Origin of the sequence: Streptomyces gardneri, assembly GCF_006539185.1 — a bacterium.
In the GTDB taxonomy this organism is placed as follows: Bacteria; Actinomycetota; Actinomycetes; order Streptomycetales; family Streptomycetaceae; genus Streptomyces; species Streptomyces gardneri.
The window spans coordinates 29,455-48,530 of the sequence record NZ_BJMN01000040.1 but is presented as its reverse complement, the minus strand read 5'-3'; the positions used below and the strand labels follow the sequence as shown (position 1 = coordinate 48,530).

Sequence of the window (19,076 nt, the reverse complement as noted above, 5' to 3'; positions counted from 1 at the left end):
GGTTCCTAACGGTCTGTTTCACGGATGGCGCTGCCACTCGGCCGACGCTGGCATTACACTGTGACAGATGACGCCCATTCGTCACAACCATGAAGACGCAGATCCCGTGCTCGACGCCGCACGCGACTGCGTGCTCGCCGTCGGCGTACGGCGAACCACCCTCACCGACATCGCCCGGCGCGCGGGCGTGTCCCGGATGACGATCTACCGGCGCTGGCCCGACGTGCGCAGCCTGGTGGGCGACCTGATGACCCGTGAGTGGATCGCCGTCGCCGCCGGCGCCATGCCGCCCTCCGACGACGACCGGCCCGAGCGGGAGCGGATCGTCGAAGGGCTCGTCGCGGGAGCCGCGGCGTTCCGGGCCCACCCGCTCTTCCACAAGATCATCGACGTCGACCCCGAGCTGCTGCTGCCGTACATCCTCGACCGCCGGGGCGCCAGCCAGGACGCCCTGCTCGGGCTCCTCCACTCGGCGCTCGAGGACGGCCACGAGGACGGCTCCGTGCGCCGCGTCCGGGCGGACCTGCAGGCCCGGTCCCTGCTGCTCGTCGTCCAGTCCTTCACGCTCTCGCTGCGCACCATGACCGACGACACCGATCCCGAACTGAGCGAAGCCGCCTTCCTCGACGAGCTGCGCACCCTGCTGGAGAGGACCATCGCCCCATGAACCCCACGAGCAGCCCCGCCCTGCCCGGCTCCTCCCTCAACGCCCGGCGGCGCCTGCGCGAACTGGACCGGCTCGCCGACGGCCAGGCCGACAGCGTGGTCGACGTCCTGGTCGTCGGGCTCGGTGCCACCGGGGCCGGAGCCGCGCTCGACGCGGCCACCCGCGGGCTCACCGTCGCCGCGATCGACGCCCACGACCTCGCCTTCGGCACGTCGCGCTGGAGCTCCAAGCTGATCCACGGCGGACTGCGCTACCTCGCGTCCGGACAGCTCGACGTCGCCCACGAGAGCGCGGTCGAGCGCGGCATCCTCATGGAACGCACCGCTCCCCACCTCGTCCGCGCGCAGCCCTTCGTCCTGCCCCTCACCCCGCTCGTCAGCCGCGGCCAGGCCGCCCTCGCCCGCGCCGGATTCCTCGCCGGCGACATGCTGCGCGTCGGCGCCCGCACCTCGCGCAGCACGCTCCCCCAGCCGCGCACACTGTCCGCCGTCGAGACCCGTCATCTCGCCCCGGCCCTACGCCCCACCGGGCTGCGCGGCGGACTGCTCTCCTGGGACGGCAAGCTCTCCGACGACGCACGCCTGGTGACCGCGATCGCCCGCACGGCGGCCGCGTACGGCGCCCGTATCCTCACGCGCACGCGCGCCCTGGAACTCCACCGCGACGGTGCGCTGGTCCGCGACGAGACCACCGGCCAGGAGCTGCGGATCCGCGCACGTACGGTCATCAACGCGGCCGGCGTCTGGGCGGGCGGCCTCGTCGACGACGTACGCCTGCGGCCTTCGCGCGGCACCCATCTCGTCCTGCGTTCCGAGGACCTCGGCCGGCTCTCCGCGGGGCTGCACATCCCGATCCCCGGCGAGACGAACCGCTTCGTCCTGGTCCTGCCCCAGGGCGACGGACGCGTGTACGTCGGCCTCACCGACGAACCCGTCGACGGCGACATCCCCGACGTGCCGGAGGTCCCCGAGACCGACATCGGCTTCCTCCTCGACGTCCTCGGTTCCGCCCTGGACGTCACCGTCCAGCGCGCCGACGTGGTCGGGGCCTTCGCGGGGCTGCGCCCCCTGCTCGACACCCGGGACGCGGCGGGCCGCACCGCCGACATCTCGCGCAAGCACGCCGTGCTCACCTCCCCCTCCGGTGTCGTCACCGTCGTCGGCGGCAAGCTGACCACGTATCGCCGCATGGCCCAGGACGCCGTCGACGCCGTCGTGGCCGCCGGGGGCCTGACCGCCGGGCCGTGCCGTACCGCCTCCGTCCCCCTCGTCGGCGCCGCCCGGCCGCAGACCCTCGCAGGGCTCGACGTCCCGGCCCGGCTCGTGTACCGCTACGGCTCCGAGGCACCCGCTGTGCAGGCGCTCGGCCTCGAAGACCCCGCCCTCGCCAAGCCCGTCGTACCCGGCCACCCGGTCACGGGCGCCGAGCTGGTGTGGGCCGTCCGCCACGAAGGCGCTCTCGACACCTCCGACCTCCTCGACCGCCGCACCCGCATCGGCCTGGTCCCGGAAGACCGCTCCACGGCCGAAGGAGCGGCCCTGGACGCCCTCGCACGTACCGCGCAGGTGGAGTGACGTGCGGCGTCGTCGACGCAGGTGAGGCGCGGGGGCCCGGCACCGCGGCTACCGTCGGCTCCATGGAACGAATCCGAGCGGTCCTCGTCGACATCGACGGAGTCCTCACCGTCTCCTGGAAGGCCCTGCCGGGCACAGCCTCGGCCATGGAGCAGCTGCGGGGCGCGGGACTCCGCATCGCCCTGGTCACCAACAACACGTCCCGCACCAGGGCCGCGATCGCCTCACGCCTGGCCGACCTGGGCTTCCCCGTCGACGCGGGAGACATCCTGACCGCCCCGGCGGCCACGGCGGCGTATCTGCGCGAGCACTTTCCCGGCGCGCGCTGCCTTCTGCTCAACAGCGGTGACGTACGGGACGACCTGACGGGCGTCACGCTCGTCGAGGAGGGGGACGCCGACGTCGTCGTGCTCGGCGGCGCCGGGGCCGAGTTCGGCTACGAGGCCCTCAATCGGGTCTTCCGGCAACTGCAGCGCGGGGCCCGACTGGTGTCGATGCACCGGAATCTGTACTGGGGCACCGAGGACGGCCTCGACCTGGACACCGGAGCCTTCCTCGAAGGGCTCGAGAAGGCTGCCCGCATCCAAGCGGAGGTGACGGGCAAGCCGGATCCCGCGTTCTTCGCGAGCGCCCTCGCCCATCTCGGCGTCGACGCGTCGGAGGCGCTGATGATCGGCGACGACATCGAATCCGACGTGCTGGCCGCCCAACGGTCCGGCATCACCGGCGTACTGGTGAGAACGGGCAAGTACCTCCCCGAGACGCACCGCGCCGCCTCCGGCACACCCGACCACGTCCTCGACTCCTTCGCCGACCTTCCCGCCCTGCTGGCCCTGCTCACGGCCGAGGGCGGCGGAACGCCTCAGCGTTGACGGGTCCCGAGTCCGGTGTGGGGGCCGCGATGAGGCAGCCGGTCAGGGCCGGCCGGCGCTGTCAGAGGCATGCTCCTTGAGGAATGCGCCCGCATGTGCTGCGGCTTCCTCCGCGGTCGCGTAGTACACCCCCTCGCCGGCCGTACCGGATGCTCCGTCGGCGCCCTCGCCCGTCCAGCCCCAGCCGCCGGACGGCGCCTGGACCAGTTCGGCCGTCCCGCCGAAGATCTCGAGGTTGCTCGTGCGTGCTGTCGGGGGCGCCGGGCGGGTGACGGCGTCAGGCCACTTCTTGCGGGCGCCCTGGCGGGTGATCCCCCATACGGCCCCCAACTGCTCGTAACTTGCCCCGTAGGAGCCGGCGGTCGCTGCGGCGTTCGCGGTCAGTCGTCTGACCTCCGCGTCCACCGTCTTCCAAGCGGCAAGGACGGACAGGGCCACTGCGACGGGGTCCGCGTCCCACATGCGGTCCTCGGGAAGCCCGGTCTGTCGGGAGCGAATGGCCGAGGCCAAGGGATTCAAGGCGTCGTACAGAGCCTTGTCGAGTTCGACCTGTTCTTCTCGGGTGATCTCAGGCACCATCATGCGACAACCATAGTTCACGACCCTCACTCCTGACAACCATAGTTACCGAGCGGCGGGTCTGTGGAGGAAGCAGCGTGCCGATGCGACCTGAAAGAAGTCACGCGGCGCTGCGACCGCAGGCCGCACCGCTCTGCACGGGGCGGCCTGAAGTCTGTTCGCCGACGGGCATCGCATCATCGAGTGGGCGGACGGGTGGCCTCCCGCGCCCGACGGACGAAGCGGAGCGCTCGCTCAGAGCGCGCAGAAGGCGTTCACAGCGGCTGCGCCCGTGTGGTTCTGGCCGGGAGTGCCGGAGATGAGGTGGCTCTCGTTGTTGGCCTCGACCACCTGCTTGGCGCCGTCCTCACTGGTGAGGTGGAAGCTGAAATAGCCGGGGACAACACCGTTGTGGTACCAGGCGGTACGACCGCACGGGGTGTCCAGGCGCATGAGGCCCAGGCCGTAGTCGGGGCCCGCGCCGGTGGGGACAGTGGTCTTGAGCTCGGTCTGCTGCGCGGGCGGCAGAAGGGTGCCACCCACGAGCGCGCGCTGGAAGGTGGCCAGGTCGTCGAGAGTGGAGATCATGGCGCCGGCGGTCTGGGTGGCCGAGACGTTGGTGACGGTCATGTCCAGGATGAAGGGGCCGGCCAGGTAGTACCCGCGCAGGAAGTTGCCGTAGATGTTGTTGTCCGTGGTGGGCAGAGTGGTGTCCGCCAGACCGAGACGGTCGAGGATCCGGGTTTTCATCTCAGCCGCGGGCTCGTTGCCGGTCACAGCCCGGATGATCATGCCGGCGAGCACGTAGTTGGTGTTGGTGTACTCCCACTTCTCACCCGGCTGCGCGTTCGGCTGTCGCTTGCGCAGGGCACCGTCGACCAGCTGTTGCGGGGTCCAGACCCGACCGGTGGTGAACCCGTCGATGTTCATCGTGTAGTTGGGGAGGTTCGACGTGTGGTTGAGCAGCTGCCGGATGGTGATCTTCGAACCGTCGTGACCGTTGGCGTTGACGGCGTCGGGCAGCCACTTCGCCACCGTGTCGTCGATGGACAGCAGGCCGTCGGCCTCCAGCAGCAGAACGGTGGCCGCCGTGAAGGCCTTGGTGTTGCTGCCGATGCGGAACTTCGCCTTGGGGTCCGCCGGCACTCCGGTTCCGCGGTCGCCGACGCCCGCCTGTATGTACTGGCTCTGGGCACCGTCGCGCACCATGCCGATGATGCCGGGGTAGCCGTCGGAGATACCCTGGTCGGCGCCCGCCTTGAGGGCCGCGGCCGCATCCGGGACCGTGGCCTCGGCGGTGCCGAGTCCGATGGTGAGGCTGATGCTGCACACTGCGGCGATGACGCTTAATCGCTTGAGCTTCACGACTCTCTCCGTGGGGTCGTACGGCAAGAATGAAGGATCAACACGCAGTGTAATCAGGCGACTTCACCATTACGGCGGGGAAGCGGGAGGGTGAGATTCTTCACCCTGCCCGCCCCTGAGACCGGCCGCCCCTGAGACCGGCCGTTCGGGTGGCCGGCCACCCGTCTTCGACGCTGAGGCGTACAGGCAGCGCAACGCGGTCGGGCGATGCATCAGCCGACTCAAGCAGAGCCCCGGGTCGGGGCTCCCTTGACCTGGTGCTGTCAGTGACCGGGCGGCACCCCGGCGCCGGAGTGGTCGATGACGTTGCCGTTGGAGCAGTTGTTCTTGTGGTTGCCGGTCCAGTCGCTCAGCGCGGGCACCACGGCGAGCTCCTGGATACACACGTCGGCGGCGGTGAAGTTCCAGTTGTTCGCCGCGTTGACCCCGCTGCCGAAGTTGCTGTCGTGGTCGGCGAAGGCGGGCGTGGTGGCGGAGAGCGCCGCGGCGGCCAGCAGGCCGCAAGTGATGATCTTTCGCATGCCCGATGAACGCATCCACGCTTGTGCAGGTCACGCGGCAATCGACCGAATGCGAAGGGGCAGGCGCAGCCGGCTGGGACGTACGAGGGCACGAGGCGCCCGGCAGCGATGGAGGCAGGCCGTCACGGAAGCTGAGGCAGAGCGGTTCTCGTGAACAAATCCAGCTGACCCGTGTCCGTGCGGCCGGCGGGGTAGGTGCTCACAGGGGTCGCAGGCGACGCGGCGGTGGTCACGGGCGGGGCCGTACCCGAGCTACACCCAGGTGGGCGCGGGCCAGGCCGGGTCCCATCGCCAGACCGCCCATCGTTCGGCGTCTGCGAACACGCCCGTGTGTTGGGCGATCATCGCAAGTGCCTGCCCCCGGGCCGCGTTCACGGCGTGGTGCTCGGTGTCGGTGATGACGCCGAGCCGCCGTAGGTGCGCGTACTCGTCCTCGTCCTTCCAGTGCCAGCTCGTGAGGTCGGGGGCGACCAGGAGGTCGACGGCGAGGTCGAAGGTGTCGAAGCCGCCCGGGTTGCGGATGGTGGGACGCTCGAAGTTGACGTACCAGTTCCGCAGACGGCGGCCACCGTCGCGCTCCTCGTCGGGGATGTAGAAGGCGTTGACGCTGAACCATGTCTCCGGCGGCTTCCACAACACCAGCTCGGTCTCCTGCCACACCGCGTCCGCGAGCTGCCACTCCCCCGTCGCCAACGCGTCGAACGCCTCGGTGCGCACCGACCGGTCGTCCTCGGCGCGCGCCCGGGCGTAGAGGGCGGGCCAGCGGACCTGGGCTCCCGGCGCGCACGCGGTGATCAGAGCCTGGTCCGTGTCGTCGATGACTCGAAGGGCCTGTTCGCTCCAGACTCGGCCGGAACGGTGAACATCGCGCCGCGCGATGCTCTCCCCCACCTCGAAGCTCCGCATCAGCCCGCTCCTTCACATCGGCCCTGCCGCCCGGGTGGGCTCGGGCACTTGTTCAGCGTGCCCTGGGCATGGCCGGGCAATGCACCGTTCAGGGCCTGCATGTCCGCGACCGGTCGTCGGTGACCGCCGAACATCCCTCGGGCCGTCAGAGGTGACACCATCCGGTGTCATGGCAGATGACAGCACCAGTGCGTTTCGGGCGGGCCAGACGGCGCTCATCGTCCGGATCCCAGAGGCGGAGCCGTCCGTCCGCGGGTGGCGTGAACGGCTCGACCCCTCAGCCCAGGCCGGGGTCCCAGCCCACATCACTGTGCTCTTCCCGTTCCTCGACGAGAGTCGAATAGATACGCTCGTCCACTCCGCTCTCGCGGACGTGCTGGGCAGCCACCAGGCCTTTGACCTGCGGTTCGAGAGTTTCGGGCGGCTCCCGGGAGTGCTGTATCTCGTTCCCGAGCCTGACATGCAGGTGCGGCAGCTCACGGAGGCGATCGCTGATCGGTGGCCTGAGGCTCCGCCGTATGGCGGCCGATTCACCGAGATCATTCCTCACCTGACCATCGCTCAAGGTCAGGAAGGCACCGTCCTGGAGAAGATCGAGGCCGACCTCGCAGGCAGCCTCCCGTTCACCTCTCACGTCGCGTCGGTCGAACTCATCGTGCACGACGGCGTGAAGTGGCAAGAACGGGCGTCGTTCGCACTCGGAGAATGAGACAGGCCCATCAGGTTTCTCTGGTCCCCTGCCCCTTGAGACAGCGGACCAGCACGAGCCTCTTGCGGACCGCATCGACGCCCTCGCGCCGCAGAACCGTCACCGGCAACATCCAGGACGCCCGCCGGCTGGCGGGCATCCTGCGGCTCTTTGTCGAGAAGGCGTCCCGCCGGGCCTTCCTCTGACTCCCACCGGCCGCGGAACCCTCTTACGGGACACCTCATAGCCCGTACGATGCCGGACAGCCCTGTTCCTCGTCGTCCAGCGGCCAAGGACACCGGTCTCCGGTTCGCCCGGAATCGGAAACCCGGGTTCGAATCCCGGCGAGGTAGTCCGCCCACCCCACGGGACCGGGGCTGCACAGCCTGGTGCACATCTCACGGCGCGTGACGGATGCCGTTCAGCCGGCTTGGGCTTCTCCCGCGGTCTCACGAGATTTCGCAGTCGGCCATGCGCGGTCGTCCACCGTCAGGAAGGGCTCGCCCTGCACGGTCGCCGGGGTCGTACCGGTGAACGCCATGACGTCCCGATGCAGGTGGGACTGGTCGTAGTAGCCGCTGTCCGCCGCGACTTGGGCCACGCCTTCACCCGCGACCAGACGGTGCACGGCATGGTCGAAGCGGACCAGCTTCGCGGCACTCTTCGGTGGCATGCCGATGTGTGACTGGAACCGCGTCCACAGACGCTTGCGACTCCATCCGAGTTCGGCCGCCAGGCGGTCGACCCGGACGCGGCCCTTGCCGGCGACGATCCGGTTCCAGGCCCAGGCCACCGCCGGGTCGACCGGCGGGCGAGCAACGCCTCCGCGAACGCGAAGCGGTCCTCCCACAAGGGGATCTCGCTCAGCTGCTCGCGAATCCGTGACGCCTCCCCGCCCCAGACCTCATCCAGGGCCACCACAGAACCGGCCAGATCGGCCGGAGAGGCGCCCAGTACCGTGCCCGCGACCGCTGGGGACAGGCGCACCTGCACACACTCGACATGTTCGCCCCAGGCCCGAACCCCGCCTCCGGAGCCGAACCCTGGCCCGGCGACGAGACTTCCCCGATGCTGCCGCCCAGCACCGTCCCCCACGATGGAGGCACTCGCCCCGAACTCCAGGATCAGCATCACGGCCGGATGCGGAACCACCCGCAGACCGCCGACGGGCCGACCGGGGATCCGGAAGCCGGCCATGTCGACACCAGGCACCCGGCTCGGCCGCTCGGGACGCGCGACGTCCCACAGCGCAGGGTGGTCACGCTCACTCGTGGATGACCCCATCGCCACATGCTAAGAGGGCCAGGTGGAGAGGGGAACATTCGTCCAAGCCGTCGGCGCGCACCTGCGACGACAGTGGGCTCATGACTCTTCCCGACAGCCAACCTCAGGCGAACGGCGACGCCCCGGCCACCGAGGATGCGCTCCTCCACCTGGACCAGGGCGACATCTACGTCTGCCAGGACGGCCCTCGCGGCGCGCCTGCGCTCCTCCTCATCCACGGATCCGCCACGTCGAGCCGTTCGTGGGACGCACTGGTTCCCCTGCTGACCACATCCCATCGCGTCATACGGATCGACCTGCCCGGGCACGGCCGCTCGGCCGAACCGGCCGACGGTGACTACTCACCCCTGGAGCAGGGACGCAGGATCGGCACGGCACTGGACCGGCTCGGGGTCGAACGAGCCATCATCGTCGGCCACTCCAGCGGTGGCTATCCCGCCACCGCTCTCGCCGAGCAACGACCCGACCTGGTGACCGCGCTCGCGCTCATCAACACCGGCCCCAGCATGGATGCCTTCATCCCGTCGGGGTCTACCGCGATCGACCCGACGCAGTGGCCACCGACCGACGAACAGATCCGACAGTTCGCGAGTTCCGCATTCCGTACGGGTTACCACGTCCCACAGGAACTCGTCGACGAACTGCGCGGCATGACCTACCACGCACTCACCACGGCCATGCAGGCGTCCATCGCCTATCTGAACCAGCGGGCGCTCCCGGACCGCCTGATGCCCCTCGGTAAGCCGCTGCAGGTCATCTTCGGCGACCAGGACCGCAGATGGCGGCCCTCGTCCGCGGCCGACTACCGCGTCGTTCCGGGCGCGAGAGTCGAGCTGCTGCCCGGTGCCGGGCACACACCCATTCTGGAGGAACCGGCGCAGACGGCCGCACTCCTGCTCGCCTTCACCGAGATCCACCAAGATCAAGCGCCCAAGACCCCGTAACGCCTCAGACTCTCCCCTTGCAATCTGTGGCAGGTTTCCGTTCCTGCCATAGATCTCAAGACGCCAGTACGCAGTGGTGCCTTCGGTTGAGCGATTCGCTGCCGTTGTACGGCCATTCGGTCGCCAGGTCACCGAAGGGTGTCTAGGTCCGGCCATGCGCATCGACTCCATCGCATCCCGATGCGGCTACGCCAACGCCCGCGCAATGCGCCGGTCAATCCACCGCTGGTACGGCACCACACCCGCCACCCTCCGCAAGAGCCGCCGACCGGGCCCGTCCGCGGGGCCGCCTTCGTTCCCCGGGCCGGCTACTTCACCGGCTTCCACACTGCGCACCCCTCCGACGTGAACTGCCCGTCGGACGACCGGATCGTCACCATGACCTTCCGCGGGCTGGTCGCGAACTGGCTGTCGATGGGATCGCCCGACTCCGTGGTCCGCACCCAGTAGCAGTTCGCCGTGCTTCCCTCGGACCGGTACGTGCCCGGTGGGATCACCTGCTGCGCCTCGGCGGGCTTCGACGACACCGCGTACGTCCCGTTGCCGAACCAACGGTCGTACTTCCCCGACGCCGCGGCCTTCACCGCGTCCGTCCACTTCGGGCAGAGCTTCGGAACCCCCGCCAGCAGAATCTGCTTCCCGTCGTCCCAGAAGGAGGTGCCCTCGGCCAGCCATTGGGCCGGTGACCTCCCGTCCTTCTCGGACGTCGGCAGCTCCTCGCACACCCTGGTCACCAACGCCGACGGCGAGTCGTACATGTCGTCGTCGTACTCCCAGCCCTTCTGCGCCGCGAGGGCATCCAGCTCCGCCGCCGGACCCGTCACGTCCGGATCGACCGGCTCCTCCCCCTCGGTCGGCAGCGGATCCTCGGTCGGCGGCGGATCCTCGGTCGGGAACAGCTCCTCCCAGGACGTCGGATCGTCGGTCGGCGTCTCGCTCACTGCGACCGGCGCCCCCGACGCCCCTTCACCACCGCTGCCGCAGCCCGATATCAGCACCGCCACCACAGCCGTCCCGGCCGCGGCGGCCGCCACCCTGCCCATGTGTCTCATCCGCGCAGGATGCCACCACCCCACGGCCCTGAGCATCACGAGAGAGCCTGCTCCATCCGCGAGCGGCTGGAGCCCGCCCGAAAGCCGTTGGCAGGCCGACCAGGAGTCTTGTATGGTTCCTCGCGAATCATCCAGAGGGGTGGAGGGACCGGCCCTACGAAGCCCCGGCAACTCCCCGGTCGACTCGGCGTTCCATGTTCGCGCCGCGCCGTCGGGATCAGTGCCAACTCCGGCCCGCGCCAACGTGGCGCGGGAAAAGATGAGGAGACACGGTGCTCTCTGTGCTGTCCTTCGCCCCGGCTCTGTCCGCCCCGGGCTTTCCGCGTACCCATCTCATGATCGCCGCGGCATATCGGCCGACCGTTTCGGCCCTTTCCCGCTGATCATCCTCGCCCTCCCCTGAGCGAGGTCGCCGCGAGCCATGGCTCGCGGACCGAGACTGGAGTACCCCCTTTCATGGACATTTCGGATATTTCTAGTGGTGTTGGCGTCCTCGACAAGGCCGCAGTGATCCTCGGCGCGCTGGCGTCGGGCCCGGCCACTCTGGCGGGGCTGGTCGCTTCCACCGGCTTGTCGCGGCCCACGGCCCATCGACTCGCCCTCGCGCTCGAACGTCACCGTCTGCTCGGCCGGGACGTACAGGGCCGCTTCGTCCTCGGCCCCCGAATCGGCGAACTGTCGGCTGCCGCGGGCGAGGACCTTCTGCTGGCCGCGGCCGGTCCGGTCCTCACCTCCCTTCGGGACGCCACCGGCGAGAGCGCGCAGCTCTACCGGCGCCAGGGTGAGATGCGCGTATGCGTCGCCGCCGCCGAGCGGACCGCCGGCCTGCGCGACATCGTGCCCGTGGGGTCCACGCTCCCCATGAAGGTCGGCTCCGCCGCCCAGGTCCTGGTGGCCTGGGAGGATCCCGAGCACTTCTACCAGGCTCTGCAGGGTGCTCGCTTCACGGCCACGGCCCTGAGCGGCGTACGGCGCCGGGGCTGGGCCCAGTCGATCGGTGAGCGCGAACCCGGCATGGCCTCCGTCTCTGCTCCGGTCCGCGGCCCGTCCGACCGTGTCGTGGCCGCCGTCACGGTCACCGGCCCCATCCAACGCCTCACCCGACACCCCGGCGCCCGGCTCGCGAAGGCCGCCGTCGACGCGGCCGACCGCCTCACCGAAGTCGTGTCCCACTCCTGACCGTGGCACCACGACGTGGGTCCCGGCCCTCCCCCGGCTGACGTGTTCGGACTTCCTTCTTCCTTCCTTCGCCGGAATCGTCGACGAGGAAAGGTGCTGGAAGGGAAATGCGTCGACAGCGCCCCTCTGCACCGGGCAGAGTGCCTGTCCGTGACGAGCAGTGAGCTGTGGACCCGTGCGACCGCCGACCGCTACGACGCCGAGGAGACCGAGATGTCCTCGGCTGCCGTTCTCGGACCGACTCTCGCCTTTCTCGCCGACCTCGCCGGGGACGGCCGGGCGCTGGAGTTCGCCATCGGGACCGGACGAGTGGGCGTCCCGCTGAGGGAACGCGGTGTGCCGGTGGCGGGCATCGAACTGTCCGAGCACATGGCGGCGGCACTGCGCCGCAAGATCGACGAGGACACGCTCCCGGTGACCATCGGGGACATGGCCACCACCGTCGTCCCGGGCGAGTTCACCCTGGTCTATCTCGTCTACAACACCATCACCAACCTGCTCACGCAGGACGAGCAGATCGAGTGCTTCCGCAACGCCGCACGTCATCTGGCACCCGGCGGCCGATTCGTCATCGAGCTGGGCGTGCCGCCGCTACGGTTCCTGCCGCCCGGCCAGGTCGCGGTGCCGTTCGACGTCTCCGAGCGGCATCTCGGCTTCGACACCTTCGACCTCGTCGAGCAGATTCTCGTCTCGCACCACTTCACCCGCGACGACGACAGCGACGGCGACGACCTCCGCTACCGCCGCGAAAACTCCCGACACCGCTACGCCTGGCCGGCAGAGCTCGACCTGATGGCACGGATCGCCGGGCTCGAGAAGGAACGTCGCCTCGCGGACTGGGACGGGACACCGTTCACCCAGGACTCCACGAAGCACATCTCCGTGTGGCGCAAGCCCGCCTGAGGTGCCCGTGGGGCGACCGGCCGTCAGGGCGCCCAGGGCAGTCGTACCGCCTCGATCTCGGTGTCGTCGATCACCGCGTCGATCAGGGCCCGGGGTCCCGCGACCTTGGTGGCCCACAGGTCGTAGTCGGTGCACAGGACCCATGAGCGATCCTCGGCCCAGAGGTTCGAAGGGCTGAAATCGACTTCGGGGTGGTCGTACAGCATCTCGGCATCGCCCAGGCGCCCGACACGTACATGCAGGTTGTCGAAGTCGGCGGCCCCGAGCATCAGCGGGTTGTAGTAGACCAGGCAGACGGTGTCCGGGCCTGCGGGGCTGTAGTCGGTGAGGATGCCGATCAGGCGGTTCCAGCTCTCGCGGTCGAGGCTGCCCTCGGTGGGTGGAGCGATGCCGAGTGGCCAGCTGCCCTCCTTCTTGACCGAGGGGAAGCAACGGTAGGAGGGCAGCAGCCCGTCGGGCACCAGGGGGTCGCCGGTTCGCCGGGCCAGCTCCGCCCAGGGCAGCCGCCGCCAACCCAGGCCAGGGTGCCCGGCGCGCCCCAGGCTGCCTCCCGTGGCGATGCCCACAGCGTCGAGGTCCATGCCGACGACGGGGTGGGGCTGGATGCTCCCCTCTGCCAGGCGCGCTTGGCGAGCATCGTGGTACGACACCTCGGCCGCGCCCCGTTCGTGCTCGTACATCGCGTTGAGCACCCAGGCCGCATCCGGCATTCCAGGCGGCATGAACCCTGTCACACCGTCGCCGCACAGCTCCAGCAACCAGTCGGTCGCACCGGCCGGTGCGAGAGGCCACAGGGCTGACAGCAGGTTCGAGTCTTCGGGCATGCGTTCAGGATCTCAGTGACGTTCCCTGGGCGGGGGTTCAGTTGTGGTGGAGGTCGCCCATGGCGCCGGGCGCGCCGTCGGCTCCGGCACCACCCTTCGTGCCGGCACTTCCCGACCCGCCCTGGGCGCCGGACCCGCCGTCTGCGGCGACGACGCCTTCGGTGTTCTGGCCGCCCTTTCCCGGGGCGCCGGCGGGGCCTCCGAAACCGCCTCCTGCCGCACCGCCGGGACAGCCCGTGCCGTAAGTTCACGCCTGCCGTGCCGGCCGTGACCGTGCTCGACGCAAAGCTGTTGCCGGACTGGACGAGAAGTGGTCGCGTCGTGAAGTAGGCGCCGCCGGAGGCGTCTCCTCCGCGACCACCCCGGCCGCCGTCGCGCCCGCTGCACGAGGTCAGTGTCGTCGTGAAAGGAGGTCGGCCCGCCCGTCGCGGGGCATCGACACCCCCAGGTTCAGCGTGCGCCCCAGCGCTCGTACGTGCCACCGGCGGGACTGACCGGGATGGACGGCGATCACGCCCTGACAGGCAAGGAGTTCGCCGCTGGGGTGGCCCGCCGCTTCGCCTGACGACGTCCCGCTCCGGGGTGCGCCGTCGCGGGCCTGGGGGGACGATGGAAGGGCGGTCGCTGTCGGAGGAGGAGATCCACCATGGCGCTGCAGCTCGAATCCGCGCGTTTCAGGGGAGATCCCGTTCTTGAACGAATCCGCGCGGCGGACTCGAGCGTGTACCTCAAGGACGGCCAGTCCGGTGCACCTGTGAAGGCCGTCCAGTACGGGTTGATCGACCTCGATTACGCGAAGCAGGACGAAGGGCTCACGCCCACCGACCCCGTCGTGGGCGTCGGGACCATCACCCGGCTGGACGGGAAGTAGGCGATACCCAACGCCGACCGGGACGAATGGCTGTCGGGGAGCACCCGCCCGATCAGCGAGTTCAACTTCACCCGCAAAAAAACGAGATGGACCGACTGTCGTAAGGCGAGAAGTTCACGTTCAACCCCGTGTGCGGGGCGATCCACGGAGTTCCGGGACGCGATCACCCAAGCGCTGTACGAGTTGCTGGACCCCCGGGGCTCACCGGCCGGCAGATACACGGGAGTGCAACATGAACGGCTCGGGCCTCCTCCGGCACGACGCGGTCAACCGGGGCGTCTTCCGGAACGCGGCCGTTTCCGCGGAGCCCCCGGCCAGCGATCCGGCAGTGCTCTTCCTCCCAGAGCGGCGAGGCGGCCCTGCCCAGCTCGGGGACGTCCCCCGTGACAGGCGTCGTCGCCGAGCTCACTTGGGCCTGCCTGGGTGAGCACGTTGCGCAGGCCTGAGGGGGTGCCGGACCCGTTCGCCCATCCCGCCCGGAAGGAGACCGGTGGTGAACACGCTTCTGTACGCCCGGAAGAACCGCATCGTCGAACTGATGGAGCAGCCCGCGGAGCGGCGTGACGCCGATTGGATGCGGGAAGCAGCGCAGCAGGCGATCTTGCTGGAGCTCGCCACGCTCCCCCCGTATCTGTGCGCCATGTGGTCGATCAGGCACACGGGCGAGGACAGCTCCGTCTTCGACGCGCTGCACGAGATCGTCTTCGACGAGATGTCGCACCTCGGTCTCGCGTGCAACCTGCTCACCACGCTCGGCGGGACTCCCGTGCTCGCCGACGAGTCGGTGGTGCCGACGTACCCGGGGCCTCTGCCGGGAGGGGTGCGGCCCGAACTCTCCGTCTTCCTCAGCGGCCTGACGAAGGAGTCGGCGGGGATGTACGCCTGCATCGAGGAGCCGGACCAGCCGCTCGCGCGTGCTCTGGCGGCACACACCTCGATCGGGGCCTTCTACACCGCTCTCCTGGAAGCGTTCCGTGCACACCCCGAGCGGATCACCGGCGCCCGACAGTTGACCCTGGACATGCCCCATCACGGTGAGGGAAACAACGTCGTGGCCCTCAAGACGCTCGCCGCTGTCGAGGCGGCCATCGGTGTGATCAAGGAACAGGGCGAGGGAACGTCCGCGTCGCCCGAGAACCCGCACCCGGGAGCCCCGGGAGAGCTCGCGCATTACTACGCCTTCCTCGAGATCCACAACGGACGGAAGCTGCGGAAGAACCCCGTGACGGGGAAGTGGGAGTTCGACGAGAACACCCCAGTCCCGATGCCCGAAACCCTGCCCATGGGGATCGTGCCCCGCGGCGGCTGGCCCCGGACAGGACCTTCCGCTCCGGACGCCGAGACGATACAGATCCTCGACGACTTCAATCACGCCTACAGCGCCCTGCTGCACTTGCTGCAAGAGGCATGGAAGCAGGACCTCCCGGACGAGGCGGAGCGGCTGCTCAACGACGCGGTGCAGCAGATGTTCTTCCTGCAGGGCCCCGCAATACAGCTGATGGAACGTCCGCTCCCCGGCGCCGGCGGCAAGACCTACGGGCCCGAGTTCCGCTACGTGACTGCCTGACGGTTCACACCTGCCCGGTTTGAGTATCCGGCCGGGGTGTTCTGCCCCGGCCGGCGGTCCATCAGGCGACCGTCCCACCCGCGTTCCGGATCAGCCGCTGAAGCACCTTCATCGTGGTGACGTAGTCCGCGTCGTCGATGCCCTCGTGGAGGGCGGCGCGGATCGCGGGGGCGTTGCGGGCCATGTCGATGCGGGCCTGTTCTCCTTCCGGGGTAAGCCACAGCCGGTCCTCGGTATCCTGAGCCAGCCAGCCGCGTTCAAGGAGCCCCTCGGCCTCCACCGCCAAGTCGTCCTCGGGACGGATGTAGGAGGACATGGCATCCCGCAGCTCGGCCACGGTCATCCCCTCGCCGTCGCACGAGATGTCGTTCACCGACAGGTTGCGCAGCAGCCAGAACTGGGGCTGGGTGTAGCCCTTCTCGGCCTGCCGGGCCCGGGTGAACGCGATGAGCGCCTCGTAGGCGAGACCGGTCCAGTACGCGGCGGGCTGTGCGGCGAGTTCGGTGTCGGAGGTCTGCCGGGTCGTCATGGGATGTCCCCTCCAGGTACTTCAGTGTGGAGCCCGCACACCGTGCAGGTCATGGGAAGACCGTATGACCTCAAGCATGGTTGAGGTCAAGCAGGTGACTCCCCGACGCCGCCGTCAACACGGCCCAGTCCCGCTGCCCTTCTACCGCTCCACAACGGCGCCGCTACCCCGGCGCCGCCGGCCTCGGCGCTGAGAGACGACACCCACCCAGGGACCACATGCATGGCATCGTCCGTCGGCCATCGACTGACGCCGGAACACAGGCATCGTCATGACGCGAGTTGTTCGCGGAGCCGGGCCGCCAGCGCGGCGGCTTCCTCCGCTGGAACGTCCAGCACTCCGTTCTCCGACATGAGCGCGTGGAACTGCTGCTCGCCGTAGGGCACGCCGGGCGGCAGGCCCGCGACGTGCCAGTGGACGTGGGAGTTTCCGCCCTGCGCGCCCAGCGAGAGCAGGTAGATGCGCTCCGGGGCGAGTTCCTTCTCGACGGCCAGGGCCACGTTGCGCACCACGCGCATGATGTTGGTGTACTCATCGTCGGTAAATCCGCTGACGACGTGCTCGATGTGCCGTTTGGGGGCGACCAGCACCTTGCCGGGCAGCGTGGGCCACCGGTCGAGGAAGGCAACGTGACAGGCATCCTCGTAGATCAAGTGGTGCTCGTAGCCTGGGTGCCCATCGACGGTGGCGCACACGAAACAGGGCCCGCGCCGTACGCGTTCCTCGTAGGCGTCCAGATCCATCGGCTGCCGCTCGTTCACTGTGAGTTCCCCTCGTCAGCGGCCACGAACAGGATGGCTGATGGTAGTTGTTACGCGCATGCCGATGGCAGAGCTCATGGTGGATCTCGTCACTGCCCCGGCCATGTGGGCCTGACCCAGGCCCTTGAAACCGGGGCTCACCCCCCATCGACGGCCGGCGACGCTGCCAGGCGTTGAGCCATGGAATTCTTCGAAGCGCAAATCTGCCAGAGGGCACGAATTTCTTCAGTCTGCAATCCGACAGAGGGCATACAGCGCGTTCAGCCGCAACAGTATTGACAAAAAACTTCAAGCTTGACGGCGTCGTGGAGTTTCCTTATGGTCCAGTCGTTCAGGTTCCTGCCGATCAAGACCCGAAGGTGTCCATGACCCCGCCTCCAACGTTGCCGAAGTCCAGGCAGCAGTTGATTCTTTCCGTTCTTATGCTGTGTTCGGTTCTGATTTGGCTAGAAAATACCGTCCTGACTACTGCACTGGAGACCCTTGCAGACCCGGCCCGCGGACTGGGCGCCAATCCCGGTCAGCTGCAATGGGCGACTGGTTCGTACACTCTGGCCTTCTCCACGTTGATGTTCACTGCAGGCTCGTTGGGCGATCGATTCGGTCACCGAACCGTTTTTTCGAGTGGGTTGGCGATATTCGCCGGGTCCTCACTGTGGGCGGCGTACGCAAGGAATGTGGGCCAGCTGATTGCAGCTCGTGCTGCGATGGGGGTGGGCAGCGCGCTGATCACGCCCGCCATGCTGGCCATCCTCATGTGGACCTTCACCGGCCCCGCGCGGGCTGCAGCGATCGGCATTTTCTCGACGTCGGCCGGTGTCGGAATGGCTGCCGGCCCGGTGCTGGCCGGATTCCTTCTCGATCATTTCTGGTGGGGCTCGGTTTTTCTGATCAATGTTCCGGTCGCAGCATTGTCGTTGGTCGGGCTCGCCGTGCTGGTTCCAAATTTCCGCAGCCCCACTCTGCGACCACTGGACCCCGCTGGAATGTTGCTGTCGATCAGCGGGCTCACGGCTCTGGCCTACGGGCTGATCCGGGCGGGGCAGGTGGCTGCATGGAGTCGTACCGACGTCTGGGCTCCCATCGTTGCCGGTCTGGTTCTGCTGGCCGTCTTCGTACTCGTCGAACTGCGTGTCAAGTCGCCCAGCTTTGATCCACGGCTGCTCGCGCAACGCACATTCGGTGGCGGCAACATGGCGCTCGGATTGCTGCTCTTCGGCGTGGCGGCCATTACCTTCTACAATGCGTTCTATCTCCAAGGAGCACTCGGATTTTCGCCGATGAAGGCGGGTCTGGCCAATATCCCGACCGCATTCGGCGCGCTCGCGGCGGCGCCCCTTGCCGCACGTCTGGTTCGCCGCCTGTCGCTACGCCTTGTCACCGTGCCGGCGCTCACCATGGCTGCACTGACCATGGGCGGGTACGGGTTCCTCGGACTCCACACCCCACTCATCTGGATCGAGATCCTGTTGTTGATACAGGGTCTCTCGATCGGCATGGTGATCGGCCCCGTTACGGCCGCATTGCTCAGCAACCTGCCGCTGGAACAGGCCGGTGCGGGATCGGCCGTCACCAACACCGTGCGGCAAACCGGCAGTGTGATCGGAATTGCAGTCGGCGGCACGATCATGTCGATCATGTACCGCCGTGCGATCGAACCTTCACTGGAGGGTGCGTCCGGTCCAGTACAGGATCAGGCGCGAGTTTCCGCCGAGCAGGCCCGCCACATCGCCACCACTATCCATCGGCCCACTCTTGCTCAGGCTGCTGATGATGCGTTCATCCATGCTATGCACGTGGGCGCGGGCTGGATCGCGGTCATCACACTCCTCGGAGCAGCTGTGCTGTTGACTACCTTGCCTGCTGCCGAAAAGAAGAAGGGTCCGATACCGGAGCCGGACTACGAAGAGGCCGGCAGCTCCGTCAGAGAACGCGTTTGAGATCTGCCGTGGCCGTGGGCCGGCGTGCATCTCCAGACTCGCGCTGCGCCTGAGCCGGCAGGCATCGCGTA

The 19,076-nt window shown here is 68.6% G+C and carries 19 protein-coding genes, 1 tRNA gene, 1 pseudogene and 1 riboswitch; of the genes and pseudogenes, 12 read left to right on the top strand and 9 right to left on the bottom strand.

The window, feature by feature from the left end:
- Window positions 1-67: 67 nt before the first annotated feature.
- The 3 genes from SGA01_RS28640 (at window position 68) to SGA01_RS28630 (ending at window position 3,113) form a co-directional block, all read left to right on the top strand.
- The gene (locus SGA01_RS28640; protein WP_079037795.1) at window positions 68-667 is read left to right on the top strand and encodes a TetR/AcrR family transcriptional regulator; all 600 of its coding nucleotides are present in this window, start codon (window positions 68-70) and stop codon (window positions 665-667) included.
- A complete protein-coding gene (locus SGA01_RS28635; RefSeq protein ID WP_141299845.1) occupies window positions 664-2,241 on the top strand; it encodes a glycerol-3-phosphate dehydrogenase/oxidase in 1,578 nt (525 codons plus the stop codon). The genes SGA01_RS28640 and SGA01_RS28635 overlap by 4 nt, the downstream gene beginning before the upstream one ends.
- Before the next feature lie 62 nt (window positions 2,242-2,303).
- Window positions 2,304-3,113, top strand: coding sequence for a TIGR01458 family HAD-type hydrolase (locus SGA01_RS28630; protein ID WP_174867532.1), 810 nt, complete (start codon window positions 2,304-2,306; stop codon window positions 3,111-3,113).
- 42 nt (window positions 3,114-3,155) lie between these two features.
- On the opposite strand, the gene SGA01_RS28625 is transcribed toward SGA01_RS28630, so the two are convergent.
- The 4 genes from SGA01_RS28625 to SGA01_RS28605 all read right to left on the bottom strand — a co-directional run bounded on the left by SGA01_RS28625 (window position 3,156) and on the right by SGA01_RS28605 (window position 6,463).
- Window positions 3,156-3,695, bottom strand: a complete 540-nt coding sequence (locus SGA01_RS28625; RefSeq protein ID WP_229918535.1) for a hypothetical protein — start codon at window positions 3,693-3,695, stop codon at window positions 3,156-3,158.
- A 231-nt stretch (window positions 3,696-3,926) separates the two neighbouring features.
- A complete protein-coding gene (locus tag SGA01_RS28620) occupies window positions 3,927-5,036 on the bottom strand; it encodes a serine hydrolase domain-containing protein (protein ID WP_141299843.1) in 1,110 nt (369 codons plus the stop codon).
- A gap of 263 nt (window positions 5,037-5,299) precedes the next feature.
- Window positions 5,300-5,557: a hypothetical protein gene (locus SGA01_RS28610; RefSeq protein WP_141299841.1), complete on the bottom strand. Its 258-nt coding sequence runs from the start codon at window positions 5,555-5,557 to the stop codon at window positions 5,300-5,302.
- A 252-nt stretch (window positions 5,558-5,809) separates the two neighbouring features.
- The gene (locus tag SGA01_RS28605; protein ID WP_141299839.1) at window positions 5,810-6,463 is read right to left on the bottom strand and encodes a ribonuclease FAU-1 family protein; all 654 of its coding nucleotides are present in this window, start codon (window positions 6,461-6,463) and stop codon (window positions 5,810-5,812) included.
- 169 nt (window positions 6,464-6,632) lie between these two features.
- Between SGA01_RS28605 and SGA01_RS28600 the strand changes: the two genes are divergently transcribed.
- The 3 genes from SGA01_RS28600 (at window position 6,633) to SGA01_RS41235 (ending at window position 7,504) form a co-directional block, all read left to right on the top strand.
- Window positions 6,633-7,172 carry a 2'-5' RNA ligase family protein gene (locus tag SGA01_RS28600; RefSeq protein WP_141299837.1) on the top strand — a complete coding sequence of 180 codons (540 nt, stop codon included), beginning with the start codon at window positions 6,633-6,635 and terminating at the stop codon, window positions 7,170-7,172.
- Between the two features lie 62 nt (window positions 7,173-7,234).
- Entirely contained in the window at window positions 7,235-7,357 is a 123-nt protein-coding gene (locus tag SGA01_RS42295; protein WP_255325278.1) for a hypothetical protein, read from the top strand.
- A gap of 65 nt (window positions 7,358-7,422) precedes the next feature.
- Window positions 7,423-7,504, top strand: a tRNA-OTHER gene (locus SGA01_RS41235).
- Between the two features lie 68 nt (window positions 7,505-7,572).
- Here the strand turns inward: SGA01_RS41235 and SGA01_RS28595 are convergent.
- A pseudogene (locus tag SGA01_RS28595) lies at window positions 7,573-8,348 on the bottom strand (AraC family transcriptional regulator).
- A 167-nt stretch (window positions 8,349-8,515) separates the two neighbouring features.
- On the opposite strand from SGA01_RS28595, the gene SGA01_RS28590 reads away from it, so the two are divergent.
- Window positions 8,516-9,379 (top strand): alpha/beta fold hydrolase, encoded by an 864-nt coding sequence (locus SGA01_RS28590; protein ID WP_141299835.1) that lies wholly within the window; start codon window positions 8,516-8,518, stop codon window positions 9,377-9,379.
- 308 nt (window positions 9,380-9,687) lie between these two features.
- On the opposite strand, the gene SGA01_RS28585 is transcribed toward SGA01_RS28590, so the two are convergent.
- Window positions 9,688-10,431 (bottom strand): Rv1352/Rv1906c domain-containing protein, encoded by a 744-nt coding sequence (locus SGA01_RS28585; RefSeq protein WP_141299833.1) that lies wholly within the window; start codon window positions 10,429-10,431, stop codon window positions 9,688-9,690.
- A gap of 124 nt (window positions 10,432-10,555) precedes the next feature.
- A riboswitch (SAM riboswitch) is annotated at window positions 10,556-10,697 on the top strand.
- A gap of 190 nt (window positions 10,698-10,887) precedes the next feature.
- On the opposite strand from SGA01_RS28585, the gene SGA01_RS28580 reads away from it, so the two are divergent.
- Both SGA01_RS28580 and SGA01_RS28575 read left to right on the top strand, forming a co-directional pair.
- The gene (locus SGA01_RS28580; RefSeq protein WP_141299831.1) at window positions 10,888-11,610 is read left to right on the top strand and encodes an IclR family transcriptional regulator; all 723 of its coding nucleotides are present in this window, start codon (window positions 10,888-10,890) and stop codon (window positions 11,608-11,610) included.
- Between the two features lie 150 nt (window positions 11,611-11,760).
- Complete coding sequence (locus SGA01_RS28575) at window positions 11,761-12,513, top strand: class I SAM-dependent DNA methyltransferase (RefSeq protein WP_141299829.1); 753 nt, start codon at window positions 11,761-11,763, stop codon at window positions 12,511-12,513.
- Window positions 12,514-12,536: 23 nt separating this feature from the next.
- Here the strand turns inward: SGA01_RS28575 and SGA01_RS28570 are convergent, their stop codons facing one another.
- Window positions 12,537-13,337, bottom strand: coding sequence for a hypothetical protein (locus tag SGA01_RS28570; RefSeq protein WP_141299827.1), 801 nt, complete (start codon window positions 13,335-13,337; stop codon window positions 12,537-12,539).
- 646 nt (window positions 13,338-13,983) lie between these two features.
- On the opposite strand from SGA01_RS28570, the gene SGA01_RS28565 reads away from it, so the two are divergent.
- Complete coding sequence (locus SGA01_RS28565) at window positions 13,984-14,208, top strand: hypothetical protein (RefSeq protein ID WP_141299826.1); 225 nt, start codon at window positions 13,984-13,986, stop codon at window positions 14,206-14,208.
- 493 nt (window positions 14,209-14,701) lie between these two features.
- Complete coding sequence (locus SGA01_RS28560) at window positions 14,702-15,775, top strand: ferritin-like domain-containing protein (RefSeq protein ID WP_141299824.1); 1,074 nt, start codon at window positions 14,702-14,704, stop codon at window positions 15,773-15,775.
- 61 nt (window positions 15,776-15,836) lie between these two features.
- Here the strand turns inward: SGA01_RS28560 and SGA01_RS28555 are convergent, their stop codons facing one another.
- Together SGA01_RS28555 and SGA01_RS28550 are read right to left on the bottom strand one after the other, a co-directional pair.
- Window positions 15,837-16,304, bottom strand: coding sequence for a MarR family winged helix-turn-helix transcriptional regulator (locus SGA01_RS28555; RefSeq protein WP_141299822.1), 468 nt, complete (start codon window positions 16,302-16,304; stop codon window positions 15,837-15,839).
- A 269-nt stretch (window positions 16,305-16,573) separates the two neighbouring features.
- Window positions 16,574-17,065 carry an HIT family protein gene (locus SGA01_RS28550; RefSeq protein ID WP_229918536.1) on the bottom strand — a complete coding sequence of 164 codons (492 nt, stop codon included), beginning with the start codon at window positions 17,063-17,065 and terminating at the stop codon, window positions 16,574-16,576.
- Between the two features lie 173 nt (window positions 17,066-17,238).
- Between SGA01_RS28550 and SGA01_RS28545 the strand changes: the two genes are divergently transcribed.
- Entirely contained in the window at window positions 17,239-19,005 is a 1,767-nt protein-coding gene (locus SGA01_RS28545; protein WP_229918537.1) for an MFS transporter, read from the top strand.
- Window positions 19,006-19,076: the final 71 nt, after the last annotated feature.